General features: G+C 63.1%; 24 protein-coding genes. 3 read left to right on the top strand and 21 right to left on the bottom strand.

Annotated features, from left to right (window positions below; genetic code table 11):
* Nucleotides 1-111: 111 nt before the first annotated feature.
* Nucleotides 112-1,230: an endonuclease/exonuclease/phosphatase family protein gene (locus M1E12_RS20950; protein WP_479563163.1), complete on the top strand. Its 1,119-nt coding sequence runs from the start codon at nucleotides 112-114 to the stop codon at nucleotides 1,228-1,230.
* A 10-nt stretch (nucleotides 1,231-1,240) separates the two neighbouring features.
* Here the strand turns inward: M1E12_RS20950 and M1E12_RS20955 are convergent, their stop codons facing one another.
* The 3 genes from M1E12_RS20955 to M1E12_RS20965 form a co-directional block, all read right to left on the bottom strand.
* A complete protein-coding gene (locus M1E12_RS20955; protein ID WP_479563164.1) occupies nucleotides 1,241-2,491 on the bottom strand; it encodes an aminopeptidase in 1,251 nt (416 codons plus the stop codon).
* Between the two features lie 86 nt (nucleotides 2,492-2,577).
* Nucleotides 2,578-3,051 carry a Cys-tRNA(Pro) deacylase gene (ybaK, locus tag M1E12_RS20960; protein ID WP_479563165.1) on the bottom strand — a complete coding sequence of 158 codons (474 nt, stop codon included), beginning with the start codon at nucleotides 3,049-3,051 and terminating at the stop codon, nucleotides 2,578-2,580.
* A gap of 3 nt (nucleotides 3,052-3,054) precedes the next feature.
* On the bottom strand, nucleotides 3,055-3,405 hold the full coding sequence (locus M1E12_RS20965) for an ArsC family reductase (protein ID WP_479563166.1): 351 nt from the start codon (nucleotides 3,403-3,405) through the stop codon (nucleotides 3,055-3,057).
* A gap of 174 nt (nucleotides 3,406-3,579) precedes the next feature.
* Between M1E12_RS20965 and M1E12_RS20970 the strand changes: the two genes are divergently transcribed.
* A complete protein-coding gene (locus tag M1E12_RS20970) occupies nucleotides 3,580-4,140 on the top strand; it encodes a methylated-DNA--[protein]-cysteine S-methyltransferase (protein ID WP_479563167.1) in 561 nt (186 codons plus the stop codon).
* A 70-nt stretch (nucleotides 4,141-4,210) separates the two neighbouring features.
* Here M1E12_RS20970 and guaA read toward each other — a convergent pair whose 3' ends face one another.
* The 13 genes from guaA to M1E12_RS21035 form a co-directional block, all read right to left on the bottom strand.
* On the bottom strand, nucleotides 4,211-5,773 hold the full coding sequence (guaA, locus tag M1E12_RS20975) for a glutamine-hydrolyzing GMP synthase (protein ID WP_479563168.1): 1,563 nt from the start codon (nucleotides 5,771-5,773) through the stop codon (nucleotides 4,211-4,213).
* A 76-nt stretch (nucleotides 5,774-5,849) separates the two neighbouring features.
* On the bottom strand, nucleotides 5,850-6,488 hold the full coding sequence (locus tag M1E12_RS20980) for a 5'-methylthioadenosine/S-adenosylhomocysteine nucleosidase (protein WP_479563169.1): 639 nt from the start codon (nucleotides 6,486-6,488) through the stop codon (nucleotides 5,850-5,852).
* Complete coding sequence (locus M1E12_RS20985; RefSeq protein WP_113460212.1) at nucleotides 6,485-6,934, bottom strand: PaaI family thioesterase; 450 nt, start codon at nucleotides 6,932-6,934, stop codon at nucleotides 6,485-6,487. The genes M1E12_RS20980 and M1E12_RS20985 overlap by 4 nt, the downstream gene beginning before the upstream one ends.
* A gap of 69 nt (nucleotides 6,935-7,003) precedes the next feature.
* A complete protein-coding gene (locus M1E12_RS20990) occupies nucleotides 7,004-7,456 on the bottom strand; it encodes a TspO/MBR family protein (RefSeq protein WP_377344265.1) in 453 nt (150 codons plus the stop codon).
* Between the two features lie 40 nt (nucleotides 7,457-7,496).
* Nucleotides 7,497-8,573 (bottom strand): DUF1513 domain-containing protein, encoded by a 1,077-nt coding sequence (locus M1E12_RS20995; RefSeq protein ID WP_479563170.1) that lies wholly within the window; start codon nucleotides 8,571-8,573, stop codon nucleotides 7,497-7,499.
* A 1-nt stretch (nucleotide 8,574) separates the two neighbouring features.
* A complete protein-coding gene (locus M1E12_RS21000; protein ID WP_479563171.1) occupies nucleotides 8,575-9,681 on the bottom strand; it encodes an imelysin family protein in 1,107 nt (368 codons plus the stop codon).
* Complete coding sequence (locus tag M1E12_RS21005) at nucleotides 9,681-11,207, bottom strand: di-heme oxidoreductase family protein (RefSeq protein WP_479563172.1); 1,527 nt, start codon at nucleotides 11,205-11,207, stop codon at nucleotides 9,681-9,683. Before M1E12_RS21005 ends, M1E12_RS21000 begins: the two co-directional genes overlap by 1 nt.
* Before the next feature lie 47 nt (nucleotides 11,208-11,254).
* Nucleotides 11,255-12,535: an imelysin family protein gene (locus M1E12_RS21010; protein WP_479563173.1), complete on the bottom strand. Its 1,281-nt coding sequence runs from the start codon at nucleotides 12,533-12,535 to the stop codon at nucleotides 11,255-11,257.
* A 123-nt stretch (nucleotides 12,536-12,658) separates the two neighbouring features.
* Nucleotides 12,659-13,951, bottom strand: a complete 1,293-nt coding sequence (locus M1E12_RS21015) for an RsmB/NOP family class I SAM-dependent RNA methyltransferase (protein ID WP_479564936.1) — start codon at nucleotides 13,949-13,951, stop codon at nucleotides 12,659-12,661.
* 103 nt (nucleotides 13,952-14,054) lie between these two features.
* A complete protein-coding gene (locus M1E12_RS21020) occupies nucleotides 14,055-14,417 on the bottom strand; it encodes a septal ring lytic transglycosylase RlpA family protein (RefSeq protein ID WP_479563174.1) in 363 nt (120 codons plus the stop codon).
* Between the two features lie 370 nt (nucleotides 14,418-14,787).
* Nucleotides 14,788-15,669, bottom strand: coding sequence for an SDR family oxidoreductase (locus tag M1E12_RS21025; protein ID WP_479563175.1), 882 nt, complete (start codon nucleotides 15,667-15,669; stop codon nucleotides 14,788-14,790).
* A 3-nt stretch (nucleotides 15,670-15,672) separates the two neighbouring features.
* Complete coding sequence (gene queG / locus M1E12_RS21030) at nucleotides 15,673-16,827, bottom strand: tRNA epoxyqueuosine(34) reductase QueG (RefSeq protein WP_479563176.1); 1,155 nt, start codon at nucleotides 16,825-16,827, stop codon at nucleotides 15,673-15,675.
* 11 nt (nucleotides 16,828-16,838) lie between these two features.
* Nucleotides 16,839-17,531 carry a glutathione S-transferase family protein gene (locus tag M1E12_RS21035; RefSeq protein WP_479563177.1) on the bottom strand — a complete coding sequence of 231 codons (693 nt, stop codon included), beginning with the start codon at nucleotides 17,529-17,531 and terminating at the stop codon, nucleotides 16,839-16,841.
* 141 nt (nucleotides 17,532-17,672) lie between these two features.
* Between M1E12_RS21035 and M1E12_RS21040 the strand changes: the two genes are divergently transcribed.
* Complete coding sequence (locus tag M1E12_RS21040; protein ID WP_113460202.1) at nucleotides 17,673-18,479, top strand: undecaprenyl-diphosphate phosphatase; 807 nt, start codon at nucleotides 17,673-17,675, stop codon at nucleotides 18,477-18,479.
* A gap of 64 nt (nucleotides 18,480-18,543) precedes the next feature.
* Here the strand turns inward: M1E12_RS21040 and M1E12_RS21045 are convergent, their stop codons facing one another.
* From M1E12_RS21045 to M1E12_RS21065, 5 genes are all read right to left on the bottom strand, one after another.
* Nucleotides 18,544-18,702, bottom strand: a complete 159-nt coding sequence (locus M1E12_RS21045) for a hypothetical protein (RefSeq protein WP_167494938.1) — start codon at nucleotides 18,700-18,702, stop codon at nucleotides 18,544-18,546.
* Nucleotides 18,703-18,895: 193 nt separating this feature from the next.
* Nucleotides 18,896-19,876, bottom strand: coding sequence for a complex I NDUFA9 subunit family protein (locus M1E12_RS21050; protein WP_136540165.1), 981 nt, complete (start codon nucleotides 19,874-19,876; stop codon nucleotides 18,896-18,898).
* Nucleotides 19,877-20,007: 131 nt separating this feature from the next.
* A complete protein-coding gene (locus tag M1E12_RS21055; RefSeq protein ID WP_113460200.1) occupies nucleotides 20,008-20,295 on the bottom strand; it encodes a DUF1330 domain-containing protein in 288 nt (95 codons plus the stop codon).
* Nucleotides 20,296-20,318: 23 nt separating this feature from the next.
* The gene (gene pyrF / locus M1E12_RS21060) at nucleotides 20,319-21,023 is read right to left on the bottom strand and encodes an orotidine-5'-phosphate decarboxylase (protein WP_310239996.1); all 705 of its coding nucleotides are present in this window, start codon (nucleotides 21,021-21,023) and stop codon (nucleotides 20,319-20,321) included.
* Nucleotides 21,020-21,610: a histidine phosphatase family protein gene (locus M1E12_RS21065; RefSeq protein WP_479563178.1), complete on the bottom strand. Its 591-nt coding sequence runs from the start codon at nucleotides 21,608-21,610 to the stop codon at nucleotides 21,020-21,022. The genes pyrF and M1E12_RS21065 overlap by 4 nt, the downstream gene beginning before the upstream one ends.
* Nucleotides 21,611-21,612: the final 2 nt, after the last annotated feature.

The following is a 21,612-nucleotide window of genomic DNA, read 5'->3' on the forward strand; positions in this document are numbered from 1 at the left end:
GATAGAATTGATTGCGCGCCTGTCGCGTGAGGCAGATCGTTTCTCGCGACATGCGCGCATCATAAATCTCTGGTATTATCCCGTCCCAGTTCGAGAGCCTGGGAGGGAGCAATGCGCCTTGCAGTCTACAACGTCGAGAACCTGTTCGATCGCGCCAAGGCGATGAACCTCGAAACCTGGGAGGACGGACGCCCTGTCCTCGAAAAATTCGCCGAGTTGAACAGTCTGCTCGGCGAAATCTCCTACACGCCCGCAGCCCGCAAGAAGATGGCCGACCTGATCGTCGCGCTCGGCATGGAAAAGAGCGACACGGGGCCCTTTGTCATTCTGCGCCGCAATCGCGGCGGCCTGTTGAAACGCCCTCAGTCGGGGGGCGTCGAGATCACGGCTTCGGGCCGCAGCGACTGGGTCGGCTCGCTCGAGCTGCGCGACGAACCGATCAACGAACACGCCATGCGCAACACCGCACGTGTGATCAGCGATCTCAAGGCCGACGTGCTGGGCGTGGTCGAGGCCGAAAGTCGACCGGTGCTGAAGGCCTTCAACGACGAGATCCTTGCCGCCGTCGACGGCACGCCGTTTCGTCACGTGATGCTGATCGATGGCAATGACGAACGCGGCATCGATGTCGGGCTGCTGTCCGGACCGCAGTTTCCGATCGGCCGGATGCGCAGCCATGTCGACGATCGGCTGCCGGATGGCAGCGACCGCATCACCTTTTCCCGCGACTGCCCGGAATTCGAAGTGACGACCGTAAGCGGCAACAGGCTGCTGGTGATGGTCAACCATTTCAAGAGCAAGGGGTTTGGTGGCAAGGCCGAGTCGGACCGCCGCCGCAAGGCCCAGGCGACCCGTGTTGCCGAGATCGTCGAGGAGCGGCTGGCCGAGGGCTGGGAGTATATCGCCGTGATCGGCGACTTGAACGACACACCCGACAGCGATCCCTTGAGCCCGCTTCTGCGGGAGGCCGAGCTGACCGATGCCTTCGAGCATCCGAGCTTCGACAATGGCGGCTTCGAGGGCACCTATGGCCTGTCCAATCCCGGCAACAAGATCGATTACCTGCTGCTCTCGCCCAAGCTCTTTGACAAGGTGGAGAAAGGCGGGGTTATCCGCACCGGCATGTGGCCGGGGGTAAGGCCGAAACGCTGGGAGACCTATGAGGAGCTGAAGAGGCCGCAGGATGCGGCCTCCGATCACGCAGCGCTCTGGGTCGACCTCGACATCTGAGGTCTGGGCCTCAGGCCCATTCACCCTTTCGCATCACCGGCACCTTCGAGCCGTCGGCCCGGATGCCGTCGATGTCCACCTGGCCGGATCCGATCATCCAGTCGATGTGGATCAGCGAGGAATTGCCCCCTTGCGCCTTGATCTGTTCCTGGCTGAGCGAGGCGCCGTTGAGGAAGCACTTCGAATAGCACTGGCCGAGCGCGATGTGGCAGGAGGCGTTTTCATCGAAGAGGGTGTTGTAGAAGAGCACGCCCGAGGCCGAGATCGGCGAGGAATGCGGCACCAGCGCCACTTCGCCGAGACGGCGCGCGCCCTCGTCGGTGTCGAGCACCTTGTTGAGCACGGCCTCGCCCTTCGAGGCCTTGGCCTCGACGATCCGTCCGCCTTCGAAGCGCACCTGGATATTGTCGATCAGCGTGCCCTGATGGGAAAGCGGCTTCGTCGAGGAGACATGGCCTTCCACCTTCAGCGCATGCGGCGTGGTGAAGACTTCTTCCGTCGGAATGTTCGGATTGCAGGTCACACCGTTCTTCGCCGTCGAGGCGCCGCCATGCCATTCATGGCCGTCTGCAAGGCCGACGGTCAGGTCCGTGCCGGGGCCGGTGAAGTGCAGGGCGGCAAATCGCTCGCCGTTCAGCCAGGTGGAGCGCTTCTTGAGTTCCGCATTGTGCTCGGCCCAGGCCGCGACCGGATCGTCGCGATCGACGCGCGAGGCAGCGAAGATGGCGTCCGCCAGCTTGCGCACGGCCTCTTCGATCGGCATGTCGGGGAAGACGAGCTTCGCCCAGGAGGGGTTGGGATAGGAGCAGATGTTCCAGTTGATGTCGAAATTGGAGATATGCTCCAGCGCCGGCTTGTAGGCAATCGAGGTCGCCTTGTTGGCACGGCCGACCTTCGTCGGATCTTCCTGCGCCAGCAGCATCGGATTGTCGCCGGCAATGGCGAGACGGGCAGCGCCATTCTCGTAAGCCTTGGCCATGCCGTCATAGAGCCAGTTCGGCGCGCGGTCGAAGCTGTCGTCGTGACCATGACGATAGCGAGCCAGCGTCGTCTCCTCGTCGGAATAAAAGGTCGTGACCGTCGCCGCACCTGCTTGGTAAGCATGCGCCGTGATCAGCCGCACCAGCGGCACGGCAACCAGCGGCGCGGTCAGCACCAGGTCCTGACCCTTTTGCAGCTGCAACCCGACCTTGATCGCCACCTCGGCGAGCTTGTCGAGCTTGTGCGGATCGATGGAGGCGGAGAGATCGGGGAGGGTCATCGGGTATTCCTGTTCTTGGCTGTCACGCCAGACTTAAGGGGAAAGATGGCGAAGTCCAGACCATGCACGCCGAAGCATGGATCTGTTCAGGCAGTGAGCGGCGCCGCAATCGCACTCAGCGCCTTCAGCGCATCCTGCGGCGAGAGCCGCACCTGCAAGCCGCGCTGGCCGCCATTCATGTAGACGAGCGGCTCGTCCATGGCGGATATCTCGATGGCCGTCGGCACCTGCTTTTTCTGGCCGAAGGGGCTGATGCCGCCGACCACGAAGCCGGTGAGTTTTTCCGCATTGGCCGGCTTCATCATCGCCGCCGATTTGCCGCCGAAGGCGCTGGCGAGCTTCTTCATCGAGACCTCCTTGTCGGAGGGCACGACGACACAGACCGGCTTGCGATCGAGTTCAGCCATCAGCGTTTTCAACACCCGCGACGGATGCTCGCCGATCGCTTCCGCCGCCTGCAGCCCGATGCGCTCGGCATTCGGGTCGTAGTCATAGGTCGCGGTGGTATAGGCGACACCGGCCTTGTCGAGAAACTGCGTGGCGCGGGTGGTCTTGGCCATGGCTCAGGCCTTGAAGATCTGCTGATAGGTCTCGGGCTTGAAGCCGACCGTGAGCTTGCCGTCGACATCGAGCACCGGCCGCTTGATCATCGAGGGCTGCTCCAGCATCAGCGCCTTGGCCTTTGTCGCGTCGAGGTTCTCTTTCTGCGCCTCGTCAAGTTTCTTGAAGGTGGTGCCGGCCTTGTTGAGCAGCACCTCCCAACCGACCTTGCCGATCCAGCTGTCGAGTGTTGCCGCATCGATGCCCTTGGTCTTGTAGTCGTGGAAGTCATGCGCCAAGCCTTGGCTCTCGAGCCAGGTGCGCGCCTTCTTCATCGTGTCGCAGTTCTTGATGCCGTAGATGGTGATGCTCATGCGCCGCTGGTCTCCTGTTCGGGACCGACGGATAGCAAGACGATCCCACGGCTGGCAAGCCGAGCGGGTGGCCTTGGGGCCGGGAGCGGGGAAGTCTTTGCAGGCCCGGCATGAAACGGGTTGCTCGATCGCCCGGAGCACGTCACCCTGTGGCAGCATGAGGGATGCAGACCGATGACGAGCAACCAGGCTTATACGCTGTTTGAAACACAGAGCGGCACCTGCGCCATCGCCTGGAGCGATGAGGGCGTTTCCGGCTTTCGCCTTCCGGGCGACGATCCGGAACAGACGGAGCGCGCCATGCGCCGCCGGTTCCCGGGCGCCGAGCCTGCGGCGCCGACCGCAGAGATTGCCGCGGCTATCGATCGTGTCCGGGCGTATTTTGCCGGTGAGCGCAGCGACTTCTCCGACCTGCCCCTCGACCTTTCGGCCCAGACGGATCTCTTTCGCCAGATCTACCTCGCCACCCGGCGTCTTGGCTGGGGAAGCACCACGACCTATGGCGCGCTGGCGGGGGAGCTGGAGCTGGGACCTGCGGGTGCCTGGACGATCGGTCAGGCCATGGCGAAGAACCCGATCCCGCTGATCATCCCGTGTCACCGGGTCTTGGCGGCTGGGCGAAAGATCGGGGGCTTTTCGGCACCGGGCGGATCGGAGTCCAAGCAGCGCATGCTGGAGCTGGAAGGCGTCGAACTGCCCGACACGTCCCCGGCGCAGCAATCGTTCGTCTTCTGAAGGGGCATACGAAAAAACGGAGGGCGAGGCCCTCCGTTTCAGAAATTTCATATTGGCAGAGGCGTTCGCCTTACTCCCACTCAATCGTCCCCGGCGGCTTCGACGTCACGTCGTAAACGACGCGGTTGATGCCCCGGACCTCGTTGATGATGCGGGTGGCCGCACGTCCGAGGAATTCCATGTCGTAGTGATAAAAGTCGGCGGTCATGCCGTCGACCGAGGTGACGGCGCGCAGTGCACAGACGAACTCATAGGTGCGGCCGTCGCCCATGACGCCGACGGTCTGGACGGGCAGCAGCACGGCAAAGGCCTGCCAGATCGCGTCGTAAAGGCCGGCCTTGCGGATCTCGTCGAGATAGATGGCATCGGCTTCGCGCAGGATGTCGAGCTTTTCGCGGGTCACGCCACCCGGGCAGCGGATGGCAAGGCCCGGACCCGGGAAGGGGTGGCGGCCGATGAAGCTGTCGGGCAAACCGAGCTCCTTGCCGAGTACGCGCACTTCGTCCTTGAAGAGTTCGCGCAACGGCTCGACGAGCTGCATCTTCATGCGCTCGGGCAGGCCGCCGACATTGTGGTGGCTCTTGATCGTGACTGACGGACCGCCGGTGAAAGACACGCTTTCAATGACGTCGGGATAGAGCGTGCCCTGGCCGAGGAAATCGGCGCCGCCGAGTTTCTTGGCTTCTTCCTCGAAGGTTTCGATGAACAGGCGGCCGATGATCTTGCGCTTGGTTTCCGGATCGCTGACACCCTCCAGCTCGCCGACGAACTTGTCGACGGCATCCACATGGATGAGGTGCAGGTTGTAGTGTTCCTTGAACATGGCAACGACATCGGCTGCCTCGTTCTTGCGCATCAGACCGTGGTCGACGAGGATGCAGGTCAGCTGGTCGCCGACGGCTTCGTGGATCAGGAGCGCTGCAACCGACGAATCGACGCCGCCTGACAGAGCGCAGATGACGCGCTTGTCGCCGACCTGGGCACGGATCTGCTCGACTGCCTTCTGGCGATAGGCCTGCATGGTCCAGTCGCCCTTAACGCCGGCGACGTTCTGGACGAAGTTCTGGATGAGCTTTGCGCCATCGGGCGTGTGCACGACTTCGGGGTGGAACTGCACGGCGTAATACTTGCGCGCCTCGTCGGCGATGAAGGCAAACGGCGCGTTGGGGGAGGTGGCAAGCACCTTGAAGCCCGGCGGGATCGCGGTGACGCGGTCGCCATGGGACATCCAGACCTGATGGCGTGAGCCGACCGACCAGAGGCCGTTGAACAGTTCGCAATCCTGCTCGACATCGAGGAAGGCGCGACCGAATTCGCGGTGATGGCCGCCTTCGACCTTGCCGCCGAGCTGGGCGCACATCGTCTGCTGCCCATAGCAGATGCCGAAGATCGGAAGACCGCTGTCGAACAGCACCTGCGGCGCCCGGGGGCTGCCTTCATCCAGCGTGGAAGCAGGGCTTCCCGACAGGATGATCGCCTTGGGCTTCAACCGGTGAAAGCCTTCCTCGGCGGACTGGAAGGGGACGATTTCGCAATAGACGCCGGATTCGCGGACGCGGCGTGCGATCAGCTGCGTTACCTGGCTGCCGAAATCGACGATGAGAACACTGTCGGGATGTGCTGTCTGGGTCATGGCGAGCCTTTAAAGAAATCGCGGCCATCTTTCAATGGCAGATCGCCCGCAAAACCTGGAATTTTTGTGCGCCTGCTCAGAACCAGAAGACGCCGTCTTCTAGCGCCGTCTGCAGGCTGTCGACAGCGAGCGCCAGCTTCTTGTCGATGATGTGCAGATACTGCGTCCAGTCGTCGATATGGTTGACGTCGTGGCGGCCATCGGAAATGCCGCGCAGGCCGATGAGCGGGATGTCGAAGCTCTGACAGGCGCGCAGGATGGCGAAGGTTTCCATGTCGACCATCTGGGCATCGATCGACTGGTAGGCGGCGCCTGAGACGACATTCGCCCCGGTCGAAAGCGTCGCCGCCGGGATCCCGGGAATCCGCAGCGGGAGTTCGACGGAAACGGGGAGATCGAGAAACGGCGTCTTGCCCTTCTCGAACCCGAAGGCCGAGGCATCCATGTCGCGATAGGAGACGGCCGAGACCTGGTAGATCTCCGCCTGTTCGAGCGTCGCCGATCCAGCCGAACCCAGCGAGACGACGAGATCCGGCAGGTCGTCGTGGCTTGAGAGGCGGGCCAGTTCCTTGGTCAGGACGACGGCGGCTTCGACCGGCCCGACACCGGTCATCAGCGGAGATATGCGGGTGCGCAGGAAGACGCCGTATTCTGCATCGGCTGCCATGACGAAGAGCACGTTCTTGCCGGCGACCGGCTTCATCTCGTAGGTCATCCGGAAATCCCCTCGCGGCCGCGGATGACCATCATCGTGCTGGTCATCGAGGCAATCAGCTTGGCCGGGCCGTCGGTCAGCGCATAACCGCGACCGTCGGCGACGATGATGTTGGAGCCGGGCTTGGTGATCTCGCCGCGAAACAGGAAACGCTCGCCGCGCCCTGGCGACATCAGGTTCACCTTGAACTCGATGGTGAGCAGCGACACTTCGGGCGTCGTGACCGTATAGGCGGCATAGCTGCAGGCTGTATCCAGCGCGGCGGAAATCACGCCGGCATGTAGGAAACCGTGCTGCTGGGTGAGCTTGCGGTCATAGGAGAGTTCGATCTCGACGACACCGGGGCTGACGCTCGAAAGCTCGGCCCCCAACGTTTCCATCGCCCCTTGCCGCGCGAAGCTCTGCCGGATCCGTGTTTCGACGGTCTCCTGATCGTAGTCCACCATGGCTCATATCCCCTTCGGCGGCGAAATTGGCATGGTCGTTCCAGGCAGGCAAGGCGGCGAAACGGAAATTCAGTTCAGCCAGGCAATCGACAGGTTGAGCACGCTCGCAAAGGCGACCCAGGCGAGATAGGGCACGAAGAGCAGGGTCGATATCCCGTCGATCGGCTTGGCCTTCACCATGAAAGCCACGATCGTCACCAGCATGCCGGCAATGACGGCAAGTGCGAGTTCGGGGTTCTGCAGGCCGAAGAAGGCGGGCGACCACATGAGATTGAAGGCCATCTGGGCGAACCAGAGCTGCATGGCCGCCGACTTCGGCGCACGCTGCCAGATCCGGGCACCGGCCACACCGATCATCACATAGAGCGTGGTCCAGACCGGACCAAAGATCCAGGAGGGCGGGTTGAAGAACGGCTTTTCGAGGGTCTGGTACCACTCGCCCGGCATGTTGGTGACACCGGCAATGAGACCCGCGCCGACGACGAAACCGATGAAGAGGATGTAGCTTACGATCTTGGACATGGCAGGCATCTAGGGCGCTTCCTTGTGTTCGACCAGCGTTCTAGATCCGGATGATGTGCTGATCCCAGGCGACAGGGCTTTGGCGGGCGAGGAAATCGCCGCGATAGGAGGAGACCACGAAGCTTTTCGGCGAGGGGGCGATGCCCGAAGCATCGGCCAGCACGGTCTCCGAAATCAAGCGTCCGTCCTTACCGTCGAGCACGGCCCAGAGCCCGTTTTTAGGCGAGGCGATGCCGACGAGACCCTGAGCCCGGTTGACGGCGATGGCGCCGACATAATTGCCGAGCCGGTCGGTCGTCTCGTCGGGAAGCTGGACATAGGAGACGGGAACGCCCTTGGCAAAATGCCCGACCAGCGGCGGCCGATCCGTGCGCGGCCCCTCATACTGGCAGGCAAACCAGATCCGCCCATCGGCGGCGACATCGAGATGCCGAGTGGAGAGTTGGCTGAGTTCCGGAGGCAGCGTGTGCTTCTCGATCAGCGCGCCGGTCTTGGCATCGGCCAGAACGAGTGACGGCTCCATATGATCGAGGTTGAGCTTGGTGCGGCCGAAATCCGGATGCGTCTCGATCCCGCCATTGGCAATGACCAGAAGCCCGTCCGCGGTGACGGTGATGTCATGCGTGCCGATGCCATGAGCCGGAACCTCGCCCACGCGCTCGAAGCCGGCGAGGCAGTCATAGACCCCGATCACGCCGGCATTGGCGTCGAAGTCGTTCTCGCTGGCATAGAAGAGCTTGCCGTCGGGCGCGAAGGCGCCATGGCCAAAGAAATGGCGGCCGTCGGAAGCCGCGATGATCCGCGGCTCCACATGCTTCTTGGCGTCGAAGACGACCGCAAACGTGCCGGGCCTTCGGGCGAAGGCAACGGAGAGGCCGTTTTCGGCGCTGTGGCAGAGGCCGTGAATGCGGCCCGGCAGCGCGATTTCGTCGATCAGGGCGCCGCTTTCACTCACGAGGCCTATGGCGAAGGTCCCGTCCGGTCTCTTCAACCCGCTGGCATAGACCGCGTCGCTCCGCTCGAGCGCAAAGGCGGCGCGCGGCGTAAGCCCGGCCAGGAAGGCAAGACCGGCAGAGCGCAGGAAGGCGCGTCGATCGATGAGCGGGGTGACCATCACTTCAGTCGCCGTCGGAGAAGGAGAAGCCGGCCGCAAGGCCGATACCGCCGCCGAGATCGTTGTTGAGCCTCAGGATCAGGTCGCGGCTGTTCAAAAGCAGGAAGTCGAGCTTTGCGATCTGAGCCGGGTCTTCGACAACGGCGGCCACATCGGGCTTGATGTCGCCGGAGACGCGCGACAGCGAACGGGCCACGAAATCGGTCGAGGAGACGACCGAGCGATTGTCTTCGGCCAGAAGCTCCACCATACCGGAGGTAGCAAGCAGATCCCGCAGGCCTTCGATATTCGCGGTGATCGAGCGGAAGGTATTGCCCGAGCGCCAGTAGATCGCCTGGCGTGGCAGGGCTTTTTTCGCGTCACCCTTGTAGAACTGCTCGATCCGCTGATCGCGGATCGTTTCGGCCGCATGCACGAGCACGCCAAGCAGCTCCTTGGCGGCCTCGGCCTCGTCGCGGAAGATCGGGTTGTCGGGGCCGGGCGTTTTCCAAGCGGCCGCCACGCCATCGGGCGCATCCCAGGCTTCGGTCAGTTCGGCTCCCAGCCGCTTGAGATTGGCCGCGATCGCCGTGCCATACTGGCAGCGATAGGCACCTTCTGCCGATTGCAGGCTCTCAGAGCCTGTGCCGAAGAGAACGAATTCCAGCGCACCCAGCCCCTGCATGGCCACGCTCTTTTCCTTCAGCGTCTCGACCGCAGTCACACTCGGATCGGGCTTGGCGAGCGCCGCCTGAACCTGCTTCAGCCCAGTGCCTTTGCGATCGGGAAAGAACAGGATGCGCTCGAAGCGATTGCCTTCGAGAACAGGCCCGACCCGGACGATCTCGATGCGCGACCAGGCTTCGACAACGTCGCCGAATGTCGATTGTGCATTCATGAGGCTTTCGGACGAGGGCGAGCCGCAGAGTTCGACCATGGATTCCTCCATGGTATCGGCCTCTTCTTCGAACCGGCGATAGCCGGGCCGGATGAAGTCATCCACGGCGCGGGCCATCACGGAGGGCACCTTGGCCGTGTCGAGCACGCCGACGGTCGGGCTCGATTCCTGCGCCAGCGCCGGCAGGGGCAGCAACATCGTGGAGAGGAGGGCAAGGCGCGTCAGTAACCGCATCAGAGAGACTCCAGGAATGTGATCAGGGCCTTGCGGTCCTCGAGGTTGGCGGCGGCGAAGGCATTGCGGGCGGCTTCTGCCTCCCCGCCATGCCAGAGGATCGCTTCGGTCAGGTTTCGCGCCCGGCCGTCATGCAGGAAGAAGCTGTGGCCGCTGACGACCTGGGTGAGACCGATACCCCAGAGCGGCGGCGTGCGCCACTCCCGCCCGGTGGCATCTCCGACGGCCTGGCCATCGGCCAAACCTTCGCCCATGTCATGCAGCAGGAAATCGGAATAGGGCCAGATCAGCTGAAAGGCCTGTGCCTTGTTGTCAGCTCTGCGGCTGGTGACGAATTTCGGCCGGTGACAAGCCGTACAGCCGCTCTGATAGAAGATCTCCTTGCCGCGCAGAACCTCTGCATCGTCCACGTTCCGGCGCTTCGGCACGGCGAGGTTCTTGGCATAGAAGGTGACGAGTTCGAGGACAGGGTCGGGACCTTCGGTATCGCCGAGCCGCGGCTGGACGCCGGTGGCGGCTTCGAGACAGGCGGTCTGCTTCTCGGTGCAGTCGCCGAAATGCCTGCGATCATCTGGCGTCGAAATGCCGATATCGCCGGCAAAGGCGCTGGAGCTCTGGTCACGCACCGAGGCATTCTGCGCCTTCCAGCCGAAGCGGCCGAGCTTGATCTCGCCTGTCCTGTGATCGCGGGCCCGGGCGGCGCGGCCGGAAATATCGTCACCATCGAGGTCGTCGGGATCGGCCAGCGCCCGGATGTCTTCTTCGGGAATGGCCTCGATCAGACCGAGCCCGATCATCGGATTGGCGATGCGGGGCGAGAGAACGGTCGTCGGGTCGAGCGGGCCGTAATTCAGGTCGCTGACGGTATAGCTGGGCCTCCGCAGCATCACCGTCTCTCCGCCGGAGAGTGTCACCGGCTCCTCGGTATAGGTGATCACCATGCGGCCTTCGGCGGAGATGCCCGGCACCGCCTGATCCTGCAATTGGCCGCCATAGACGGGATCGGGCAGGGAGGCGATCTCGAGCCGGTCAAGCTTCGCCTGCTCGTCTTCCGTCGCGGCGGGACGCGCCAGTCGGAAAAACATGGACGTGTGATCGCGGTCGCCTTCCGACGGATGGCCGCGACCATCCTTCAGGTGACAGCTCTGGCAGGCGCGCGCATTGAAGAGGGGGCCGAGACCGTCGGACGCCTGGGTGGACGACGGGGAGGAGACCCAGAGCTTGCGGAACAGCGCGTTGCCGAGCTTGAAATCCTGCTCTTCGGCGAAGGTGATATTGGCGGAGAAGTCAGAGAAGGAGTCGGCGCTCACGCCCCGCGGTGAGGTTCCGGCGCCGCCCTGCATCAGCTCGAAGGCCTCGGCCTTGGAAAAATCATCCGTCGGTCGGGTGACGGCGACAACGCGCGCCCTGTCCTTCGGTGTCAGGTCCGCTCGCTCGACGGGCTCGCCGGCCGTGCCAGCCGAGACAAGAATGCCGGTCGTCATCAAGGCGCCGAGGCCGGCGGAGAGAACCCTGCGAGATGTCATGGAAGAGATCGGGTCGCCCGGCTTTCGGACGACCCGCCTTTTGCTGCTTACTGGAAGACGGCGCCAGGATTATCAAGGCTGTCGGAGCCTTCAAGCTCGATCGTGCCGAGATCCAGCGACGCAATGACGCGCTGGATGGTCTGGGTCTGGTCGATCAACCCGTCGATGGCCGCCTGAACGGTGGCATTGCCATCGGCATTGCCTTCGCCGATCATCTGGTCATAGGCCTCGGTCGTCTTGGCGCGCTCTGCCATGGCATTCATCGCAGCAAGCGTCTTGTCGAGCTTGGCCTTCATTTCCTGGTCGAGCGCCTGATCCTTGGCGGCGACGAGTTCGGAGAGCGACGGGCCGGTCATCTTCGTGCCGTCGACGCGGGTGTATTCGCCGGTATAGGCGGATGCAATGCCGACGGCGTCGTTCAGGTGCGAAGCATGGGTGTTGTCGGAGAAGCAATCATGCTCCTCTTCCGGATCATGCAGCAGCACGCCGAGCTTCATGCGCTCGCCGGCCAGCTCGCCATAGGAGAGCGAGCCCATGCCGGTGAGGATGATGGAGATGCCCTTGTTTTCATCGGCAAGCACGTTCTTCGTGGCTTCGCCCTCGGGTGCCCAGGCGGCAACCATCTCTTCGAGATCCTGGACCAGGAGGGTGGAGGCGGCCTTCAGATAGGCCGCACGGCGATCGCAATTGCCATTGGTGCAATTGGCGGTGTCGTAGTCGGTATAGGGACGGTTGCCGGCGCCCGGGCCGGTGCCGTTCAGATCCTGGCCCCAGAGCAGGAATTCGATGGCATGATAGCCTGTCGCGACATTGGCCTCGACTTCGCCAGCTTCATGCAGCTTTTCGGCCAGGAACTCCGGCGTGATCTTGGAGGCGTCGACCTCTTCGCCGTTGATCTTGATCTTCGGGTTGGCAATCACGTTCGCCACATAGAGCGAATTGCCGTCGCTTTCGGTGCCGTAGCCGGCATCGACATAGTCGATCAGGCCTTCATCCAGCGGCCAGGCATTCACCTTGCCTTCCCAATCGTCGACGATCGGGTTGCCGAAGCGGTAGACTTCCGTCTGCTGGTAAGGGACGCGGGCGGCGATCCAGGCTTCACGGGCCGCCTTCAGCGTCTCGTCGCTCGGCTTGGCAATGAGGGCGTCGATGGCGGCATCGAGAGCCTTGGCAGTCGCCAGCGAGTCCTCGAACTTCGCATGGGCAAGTTCTGCGTAATGCGTCAGCACGTCCTTGGGCGCTGGTGCGGCGACGGCCGGGCCAGCAAAGATGGCAGCCGATGTGACGAGCAGCGCGATGGACGCGCCGATGACGGATTTCCTGATCATGGTGTCTCCCTCCGACGCCGATAGGCGCCTCGATTTAACGGACGGCCTCCTCTTCGCGCAAAAAGAAACTGGTGTCAAACAGTCGACTATAAGAAACAACGGTTGGATTTGACGATCGTCAAATCAGCTCGGACGGCGACGCATGCGGCAGAAGAAGAAGCCGTCGGTATCCATGCTGGCGGGGCTGAGCGTGACGGTCTTGCCATCGGCCGAACGGGGCTTCGGGGCCGAGCCACCGAAGAGATGCGTCCAGTCGTCCATCACGGAGACGATCTCGAAGCTCGGATTGGCCTCGCAGAAGGCCTGGACCTGACGGTCGTTTTCCTCCGGCAACACGGAACAGGTGACGTAGAGAAGCGCGCCGCCCGGCCTGACGAAGGCCGAGGCTTCGGTCAGCGCTTCCTGCTGTTGGGTGATGCGCTCCTGGAGGTTGCGATCGGTCAGGCGCCACTTCGTATCCGGACGCCGGCGCCAGGTGCCGGTTCCGGTGCATGGGGCGTCGACGAGAACCTCGTCGCATCGGTCGCGCAGGTTGGAGAGGCCCTTCGCGCTGTCATGCACCTGCACATTGTGGGTGCCCGCGCGCTTCAAGCGTTCGATGATCGGCGCAAGCCGCTTGCGATCGGCGTCATAGGCATGCACCTGGCCCTTGTTGTTCATGGCAGCCGCCATGGCGAGCGTCTTGCCGCCACCGCCGGCGCAGAAGTCGAGCACCTGATCGCCCTCGCGCGGCGTCACGAGATCGGCAACGATCTGCGAACCTTCGTCCTGCACCTCGAACCAGCCCTTCTGGAAGCTGAGTTCGGCTGTGACGTTGGGCAGACGCGACGGGCCCTCGCCGGCCGGCACGCGCATGCCGAAGCGAGCAATCGGCGAAGCCTGGGCGCCGGAGCGGTCGAGCGCCTTCAGTACCTTTTCCCGGTTGGCCTTCAGCGTGTTGACGCGCAGGTCGAGCGTCGGACGGGTGGCGAGCGCCTGGGCCTCGGCGAGCCAGTCGTCACCGAAGGCCTGTTCGAAGGAAGGCTGCACCCAGTCGGGGATGTCACCCTGCACATGCAAGGGTGCGTCCGCGAGGTTGCGGCTGGTAAAGGCCTGGATCTGGCTTTCGGAGAGGGGGGCGGGGGCGAAATTGTCGCCTTCGAGATCGGCCTGCAGCGACTCGAGGCTCATGCCCCACTGTCGCAGCAACACGGCCCAGCCGAGGCTATGAGCGCTGTCGTCATCCATCAGCCAGGCATGGGATAGCTTCATGCGCAGGGCATCATAGACGATATTACCGATGGCCGCACGGTCGCCGGAACCGGCAAAACGATGCGAAAGGCCCCAATCCTTGAGGGCATCGGCAACGGGACGGCGACGGGTCTCGATATCATCCAAGACTTCGATCGCACCGGCAAGACGGCCGCCCAAGCGCATGGTCATTCTCCTCTGAAAGAAGAGAGCGTGGTAGCGGCGATCACTGGCAAGAGCAAGCGTCTAAAGCCGGACGAATGGATCGCCGCCTCCTTGAGGACCGGTCTTAGCCGATGATCTCGTAGCAGACCTTGGCATGGCCGGCGCGGACCATGCCGATGTTCTGGGCTGCAGCCTTGGACAGATCGAGCACACGGCCGCGAATGAAGGGGCCGCGATCGTTGATGCGCACGACAACGCTCTTGCCGCTTCGCGAATTGGTGACCTTGACCTTGGTGCCGAAAGGCAGGCTCTTGTGGGCGGCGGTCAGCTTGGCCGGGTTCATACGTTCGCCGGAAGCGGTCTTCGACGTCAGGGCGTACCAGGAGGCACCACCGCAGGAAGACTTGGCATTTGCACTCTGGGGCGCGAAAGCACAGAGAGCAGCAATAGTTGCAGCGGCGAAAATAGAGCGTCGGTTGATCGTCAAGTTATACGTCCCTAGTCGTTGACACGAGCGGTTTTTTGCGTGCCGACGCCTAGGCAGGGTCAAAAATGGCAAAAACGTGCCACAATGCCATCACGAAAAGTTACAAGTTGTAACATTCGTGATGATGCAAAGAGGATTCTTTACCTTAACGAATCATGAAGAATGGAGAAAAATCGTTTGATTCCAGGAGTCTTTACGGAATGAAAAACCCGCGCGCCGCGTACTGAGCCCGATCACGGAATCTGCGAAGAAAAATTTTGCTTTCCCGCCATATTTCCTGCCCGAATTATGGTGCCTTCGAGGCTGAGACGCTTGGAATGCCGGACTTCCTGCACCCTGGACGCAAAGTTTGACCTCGTGAAACGCCTGTTCAGGCCTTCTGGTTCCAGCTGCCGGAACCAAGTAGATCCTCCAGAGACATCATGTAATTCGGGTACTGGAAGCTGAATCCGAGGCGCTTGATCTTGGCGTTGGAGACGCGCTTGTTTTCGCCATAAAAGGAGCGTGCCATCGGCGTCAGATCGGCGGTCTCGAAGGGCTGCTCGGGCGGCGCCTCCATGTCCATCAACCGGGCTGCCTCCGTGACCACGTCCTGCGGCGGCGAGGGCATGTCGTCGGTCACGTTGAAGATCCCGGCAGTCTTGGGGCCAGCGAGGAAGGCGGTGGCTGCGGCGATGTCCTCGACCCGGATGCGGTTGAACACCTGGTCCTTCTTCACCAGCCTCCGTGCCGTGCCATTTGCAAGGTTCATGAAGGTGTTGCGGCCCGGCCCGTAAATGCCGGAGAGGCGCAGGATCGCAAGCGGCAGATCGTCCCGCGCCGCAACCACCTGCCAGGCCTGCTCGGCCTCGACGCGCTCCACCGAACGGACGGAGACGGGCTTCAACTCCGTTTCCTCGTTGACCCAGGCACCGTTGTGGTCGCCATAGACCCCGACGGTCGAGAGATAGGCGATCCATGCGAGCTTCGGCATGATGGCCTTGATCCCCGCCTGACCGCAGAGCCGGATCAGTGGGTCGCCCTCACTGCCGGGCGCAATCGACTGGACGAGATGGGTGGTTTCGGAGAGTTCGCCGAGCAGCTCTTCGGTAAGGCTCGCGCCATCGAATACGAAGGGGCGGATGCCGGCAGCTTCCAGCGCCTTGCCCTTCTCGGCACTGCGCGTGGTGCCGGCAACCGATGCACCCTGACCGCTGAGCAGCCGGCCGATCGCCTTGCCTGAATATCCCGCTCCGAAAATCATGACCCGCATGCGTCAGCTCCCCGTCATCCATTCCTGTCGGACCGTCTCGTCCGTTTCTCCTGGCATGTGCTCCGCCCGGAGCCTCATGAAGTCGTCGCCGGGCAAAAGCCGCGACAGCGCCCAGGCCGCCATGCCGCGCACATCGGCCGAGGCATCGCTGAGCAAGGCCTGGCAGGGCGGTACCAGCTCCACCGAACCGGAATTGCCGGCGGCGATCAAGACATTGCGCACGAACCGGTCCCGTCCGATCCGCTTGACCGGCGAGCCGCTGAAATAGGTCCGGAAGGTCGGGTCGTCCAGCGTCAGGAAGTAGGCGATGTCGGGCGCCTTCAGGTCCTCGCGGGCCACGAGCTTCATCTCGCGCGCCGACGCCGCGAACTTGTTCCAGGGACAGGCTGCCAGACAGTCGTCGCAGCCATAGATGCGGTTGCCGAAGGCGGGGCGCAGTGCCCGGTCGATTGGCCCCTTGTGCTCGATCGTGAGGTAGGAAATGCAACGCCGCGCATCGATCTGGTAGGGTGCCGGAAAAGCGTTGGTCGGGCAGGCATCAAGACAGGCGCGGCAGGAGCCGCAATGGTCCCGTTCGGGTTCATCGATCTCCAAGTCGGCCGTGGTGAACAGGCTGCCGAGGAAGAGCCAGGATCCGTAGTCGCGGCTGACGAGATTGGTGTGTTTGCCCTGCCAGCCGAGCCCGGCGGCGGCGGCGAGCGGCTTTTCCATGACGGGGGCCGTATCGACGAAAACCTTCACGTCCTCGCCCGCACGCGCGGCAAAGCGCGTTGCCACTTCCTTCAGGCGCCCCTTGATGACGTCGTGATAATCGCGATTGCGGGCATAGACGGAGATGGCCGCCTTCTCGGGTTGAGCCTGCAGCAGGCGCGGATCCTCGTCAGGACCGTAATTCATCCCGAACATCACGACGGATCGCACGTCCGACCAGAGCACACGAGGATTGCCGCGCCGCTCCTTGGTCTCCTCCATCCAGGCCATGGTGCCGTGGCGGCCGGCCTCGAGAAAGCTTTCAAGACGCGCAGGCGCTTCGGGAATGGCATCCGGCAAAGTGATCCGACAGAGATCGAAGCCCTGGGCTTCCGCCTCCTGGCGCAGGAAGCGGGTGAGGTCTGCCCGCCGCTTCCGGATCTTGGGATCGATCTGCGGCTCGTCCATGGCGCTTGCTGTCAGAAGTCGAGGTCGGCGTAATGCGACACCGGCGTGATCCCGCGCACGCGCTCGGTGAGCAGCGGCCGGAAGGAGGGTCGCGACTTGATGCGCTGGTACCATTCCTTGGCGACCGGGAACTCGTTCCAGTCGATCTCGCCGAGATAATCCAGCACGGAGACGGCCGCTGCCGCCGAAAGGTCGGCATAGCTCAGCCGCTCGCCGGCGATCCACTGGCGCGAGCCAGATAGCCAGGTCAGGTATTTCATGTGGTGGCGGATATTGGAGCGTGCCGTGCGCAGCACCTTGGAGTCCGGTGCGCCGCCGCCAAGACCATTTGGAATGATCAACTTATGCACGCGTTCCCGCACCAGCGGCTTGGTCACATCCTGCTCCATCTTCTGCAGGAACCATTCCGTCAGTCGACGGATTTCGGCGCGCTGGAACGGATCTTCGGCAAACAGGCGCCGGTCTCGCTTCAACACGCCGTGGGTCTCGTCGATGAATTCCGAAATGACGAAGGGGCCGCACAGCGCCCGCATGTTGTCATCGACATAGACGGGCAGCGTGCCGGCGGGATTGAAGGCGAGGAATTCCTTGCGCTTCTCCCAGGTCTGCTCCTCCACCAGATCCGTCTGGAAGCCGTATTCGGACAGCACCAGGCGAATGAAACGGGACGCGGTGGACATCGTGTGATGATACAGGGTCGGCATCGGAACTCGGAGTCTCGGGATTTTCATTGGCCGCAGCGCGGGCTGTCGAAGCGGCTGGTCATCAGCGCGGCTTCCAAGCTATAGGGTTTCGGCCCCGGCAATACAAGCAAATCACTTTGCCTTCCTCTTGAAGGAGACCTCATGGAAGATCAATCCATTATCAGCGCGCTCGTGCTCGGCCTGATTGAAGGCCTGACCGAGTTCGTGCCGGTATCATCAACCGCACACGTGCTGCTCGCCGGCCATTTCCTTGGCTTTGAATCGCCGGGCAACACCTTTGCCGTGCTGATCCAGCTGGGCGCCATCCTTGCGATCCTCAGCGTCTACTTCGCCAAGCTCCTGAACATCGCCCTGTCGCTGCCGACCAGCGCCGAGAGCCGGCGTTTCGTTGGCGCGGTTCTCCTCGGCTTCCTGCCGGCCGCAGTCATCGGCTTCCTCGCCCATGATTTCATCAAGACCGTGCTCTTCGAGACGCCGATGCTGATCTGCGTGGTGCTGATCCTGGGTGGCCTCGTCCTGCTCTGGATCGACCGGATGCCGCTGAAGCCCAGATATCACGACGTCACCGAATATCCGCTGTCGCTCGCGCTCAAGATCGGCTTCTGCCAATGCGTGGCGATGATCCCCGGCACTTCGCGCTCGGGCGCGACGATCGTCGGTGCCTTGCTGCTCGGCGCAGACAAGCGCTCGGCGGCGGAGTTCTCCTTCTTCCTCGCCATGCCGACCATGCTCGGCGCCTTCACGCTCGATCTCTACAAGAACCGCAACGCGTTGACCGCCGACGACACCATGATCATCGCGATCGGCTTCGTGGCAGCCTTCGTCTCGGCGCTGTTCGTGGTGCGGGGGCTTTTGAATTTTGTCTCGAAACGGGGCTATGCGCCCTTCGCCTGGTGGCGGATCGCCGTCGGCACGGCCGGCATTCTCGGACTGCTGATGTTCGGCTGAGGCCGGCAGGTCCGAGACAAGAAAAAAGGCTGTCCCGAGGGGCAGCCTTTTTGATTTTGGGAAATCAGTTGGTCGACGGGATGGAAGCCGTCGAGCAGGGGTCGATGCCATAGGCAGGCGAGCAATTGTCCTTGCGGGCCGCCACGGTGGTCGGCGCGACGAAGGAGCCAGCGATGATAACCAGTGCCGCACATGCGAAGAACAGTGCGATGGACTTGCCCATGGAAATGCCTCTTGAGACTGTCTGAAATGAAGGGCCGGCAACCGCTGCCGGCCGGCCGTTGGGGCCAGTCTTTACGCATTGCCACGACCGCCATCAATAGGCGAACTTGCTTTATCCGTGGTTAACGCAGGTCTTGGTTAAGCTGCGTCTTTTGTGCAACGGCGGGACGATCGAAAGGCGGGTGAAGGCAGCCTCAGGCTGCCTTGCCGGAGCCCGTATACTGGCCATGCACGCGATACTGCACGAGATAGGTCGGCAGGATGGCGGCCATGGTGACGGGCTGGATGCCGAGGCCTTCGAGCGTGCGCCCTTCCGCCTTGGCGGCAGGCGACACGACATTGTCCTTTTTCAGAAGCTTGACCTGGTCGCTGGTGAGCGGCGGCGTGATCAGCGGCACGGCGGACGCGATGCTGCCGATCAGCGAGGCGATGCCGAAGGGCAGGTTGACGAGCGCACGCTTGCGGCCGACGACGTCGAGCATCATCTCGAGACACTGCTTGAAGCTCGCGACATCCTGGCCACCGAGTTCATAGATCTTGCCGCGGGCAATTGTGCCGTCGACGGCGCGTGCCACCACTTCGGCGACATCGCCGACATAGACGGGCTGGAACTTGGTCTTGCCACCGCCGACCAGCGGCAGGGCAGGGGCGATGCGCGCCATGGAGGCGAACTTGTTGAAGAAGCCGTCTTCAGGACCGAAGACGATCGACGGGCGCAGGATTGTCGCGTCCGGCAGGATCGACTGCACGGCAGCTTCCGCACGACCCTTGGTCGCGGCATAGACCGAATCCGACTTCGCATCGGCGCCGATCGCCGAGATATGGGTCAGCGTCGCACCAACGGAGCGGGCAGCTTCGGCAACGGCGCGGGCGCCGAAATCCTGCACGGCATCAAAGCCGTTGCGGCCGCTCTCGAACAGAATGCCGACGCAGTTGACCACATGATCGGCACCCTGGACGGCGGCATCGACCGACGAGCGGTAGCGCAGGTTTGCCTGAACGAAGGAGATCTGGCCGACATTGCCGAGCGGCTGCAGGAAGCCTGCGAGATCAGGGCGGCGCACGGCGACACGAATACGATAGCCGCGCTTGGCGAGCGCGCGCACCACATGCCGTCCCACGAAGCCCGAGCCCCCGAAGACGGTGACGAGCGGCGGAAGGTTGGACAAGGTCATGGACGGCTCCCCTGAACTATATGGGCGCACACGATATGCGCGATCTGGCCTCTCTTAGCCGAATCGTCTGGCGGGGGAAAGGCCCGTCAAGGCCTCATCCGCGGGACATTCGGCCTCAGGGGAGGAACGGCTCAAACGCCTTCGACGACAACCATCTCGGCATCCGCGACTTCCTGGCGGATCTTGGCGGCGATCTGATATTCCGGGGAATTGTAGCAGTCGACGGCGGCCTGATGCGAGGGGAACTCGATCACTACATTGCGGGCACGAACCTGACCTTCGAGCTTCGTATACTCGCCTCCGCGCGCGAGGAACACCGCGCCGTACTTCTCAAACGCAGGCTTTGCCGCCGCGACATAGTCCTTGTAACGCTCAGGGTCACGGATATCGACGCGTGCGATCCAGTAGCCTTTGGCCATGTCTTCCTCCCGGTTGTCTTGTGTTACGCCTGTTTTGCGAGCGCGTCGTCCATCTCGGCGAGAATGGCGAGTGCGGCTGCCTTCGGATCCTCCGCCTTGACGATCGGGCGCGCCACGACGAGGTGACTCGAGCCCGCGGCAATCGCGTCCGATGGCGTCATGACGCGCTTCTGGTCCCCCTTGTCGGCGCCGGCCGGCCGGATGCCGGGGGTGACGATCGCCATCTTCGGGCCGACGATCCCGCGCACGGCGGAGGCTTCTTCGGCCGAGCAGACGATGCCGCCCATGCCGGCGGCTCGGGCCTGTTCCGCGCGCTTCAGGACCAGCGTATGCGGGTCGTATTCATAACCGGCATCGGTCAGGTCCTGCTCGTCCATCGAGGTGAGCACGGTGACGCCGAGGAGGCAAAGGCCGGATCCTTCGGCAGCCTTGACGGCAGCCGCCATGGCCTTCGGATAGGCGTGCAGGGTCAGCATGGTCATGCCCATGCGCGCGATATTCTCGACCGCCGACGCCACCGTGTTGTCGATGTCGAGCAGCTTCATGTCGAGAAAGACCTGCTTGCCCTCGCGGGCGAGATCGCGGGCGAATTCCAGGCCGCCGGCAAAGGCGAGCTGATAGCCGATCTTGTAGAAGGAGATGCTGTCGCCGAGCGTGGAGACGACCCGCTCCGCTTCCTGGACAGTCGGAACATCCAGTCCGACGATGAGACGGTGACGTGCGCTCAAGACAAAGACTCCTGCCAGATCTCCATGGCCGTCCAGTCGCATGAGATGCGCCGGTCTGCAAGGGAGAAGCAGAAAAGATTGCCGCCACCCCCAGCTTGATCCTGGTTTCGCGCGATCGGCTGGCCCGCAAGATGACATTTGAGAAGCGTGCCGACGCCGCCATGGCCGACAAAGGCGATCGGCTGACGGGCATCGTGCGCGGCGAGGATCTCCTCGACGGCACGGACGATGCGCGCCTGCGCGTCCACGGCGCGCTCCCAACCCTGATAGCTTTCCTCGGGATGGGCGAAGAACCAGTCGGCCGCCGCCTCGAAATCCGATGGGGCGAGGAAGCCGGTGGCCGATCGATCGTTCTCGTGCAGCTCGGGATGGACTTCGACACCGACACCCGTGGCCGAGGCGAGGATTTCGGCGGTCTCGATCGCCTTGCGCTCTCCGCTGCTGACGATGCGCGAGAGTTCCCGAACCCAGGGCCGGGTGACGCATGCTTCCGCACGGGCGCGGCCAAGCGCGGAGAGACCCCAGTCGGGGACGGGCACGACCGGGTCGATCTGGACCTGCGGATGGGTGATGTAGAGGCCGAACATCA

The organism is Rhizobium sp. K33 (assembly GCF_056501445.1).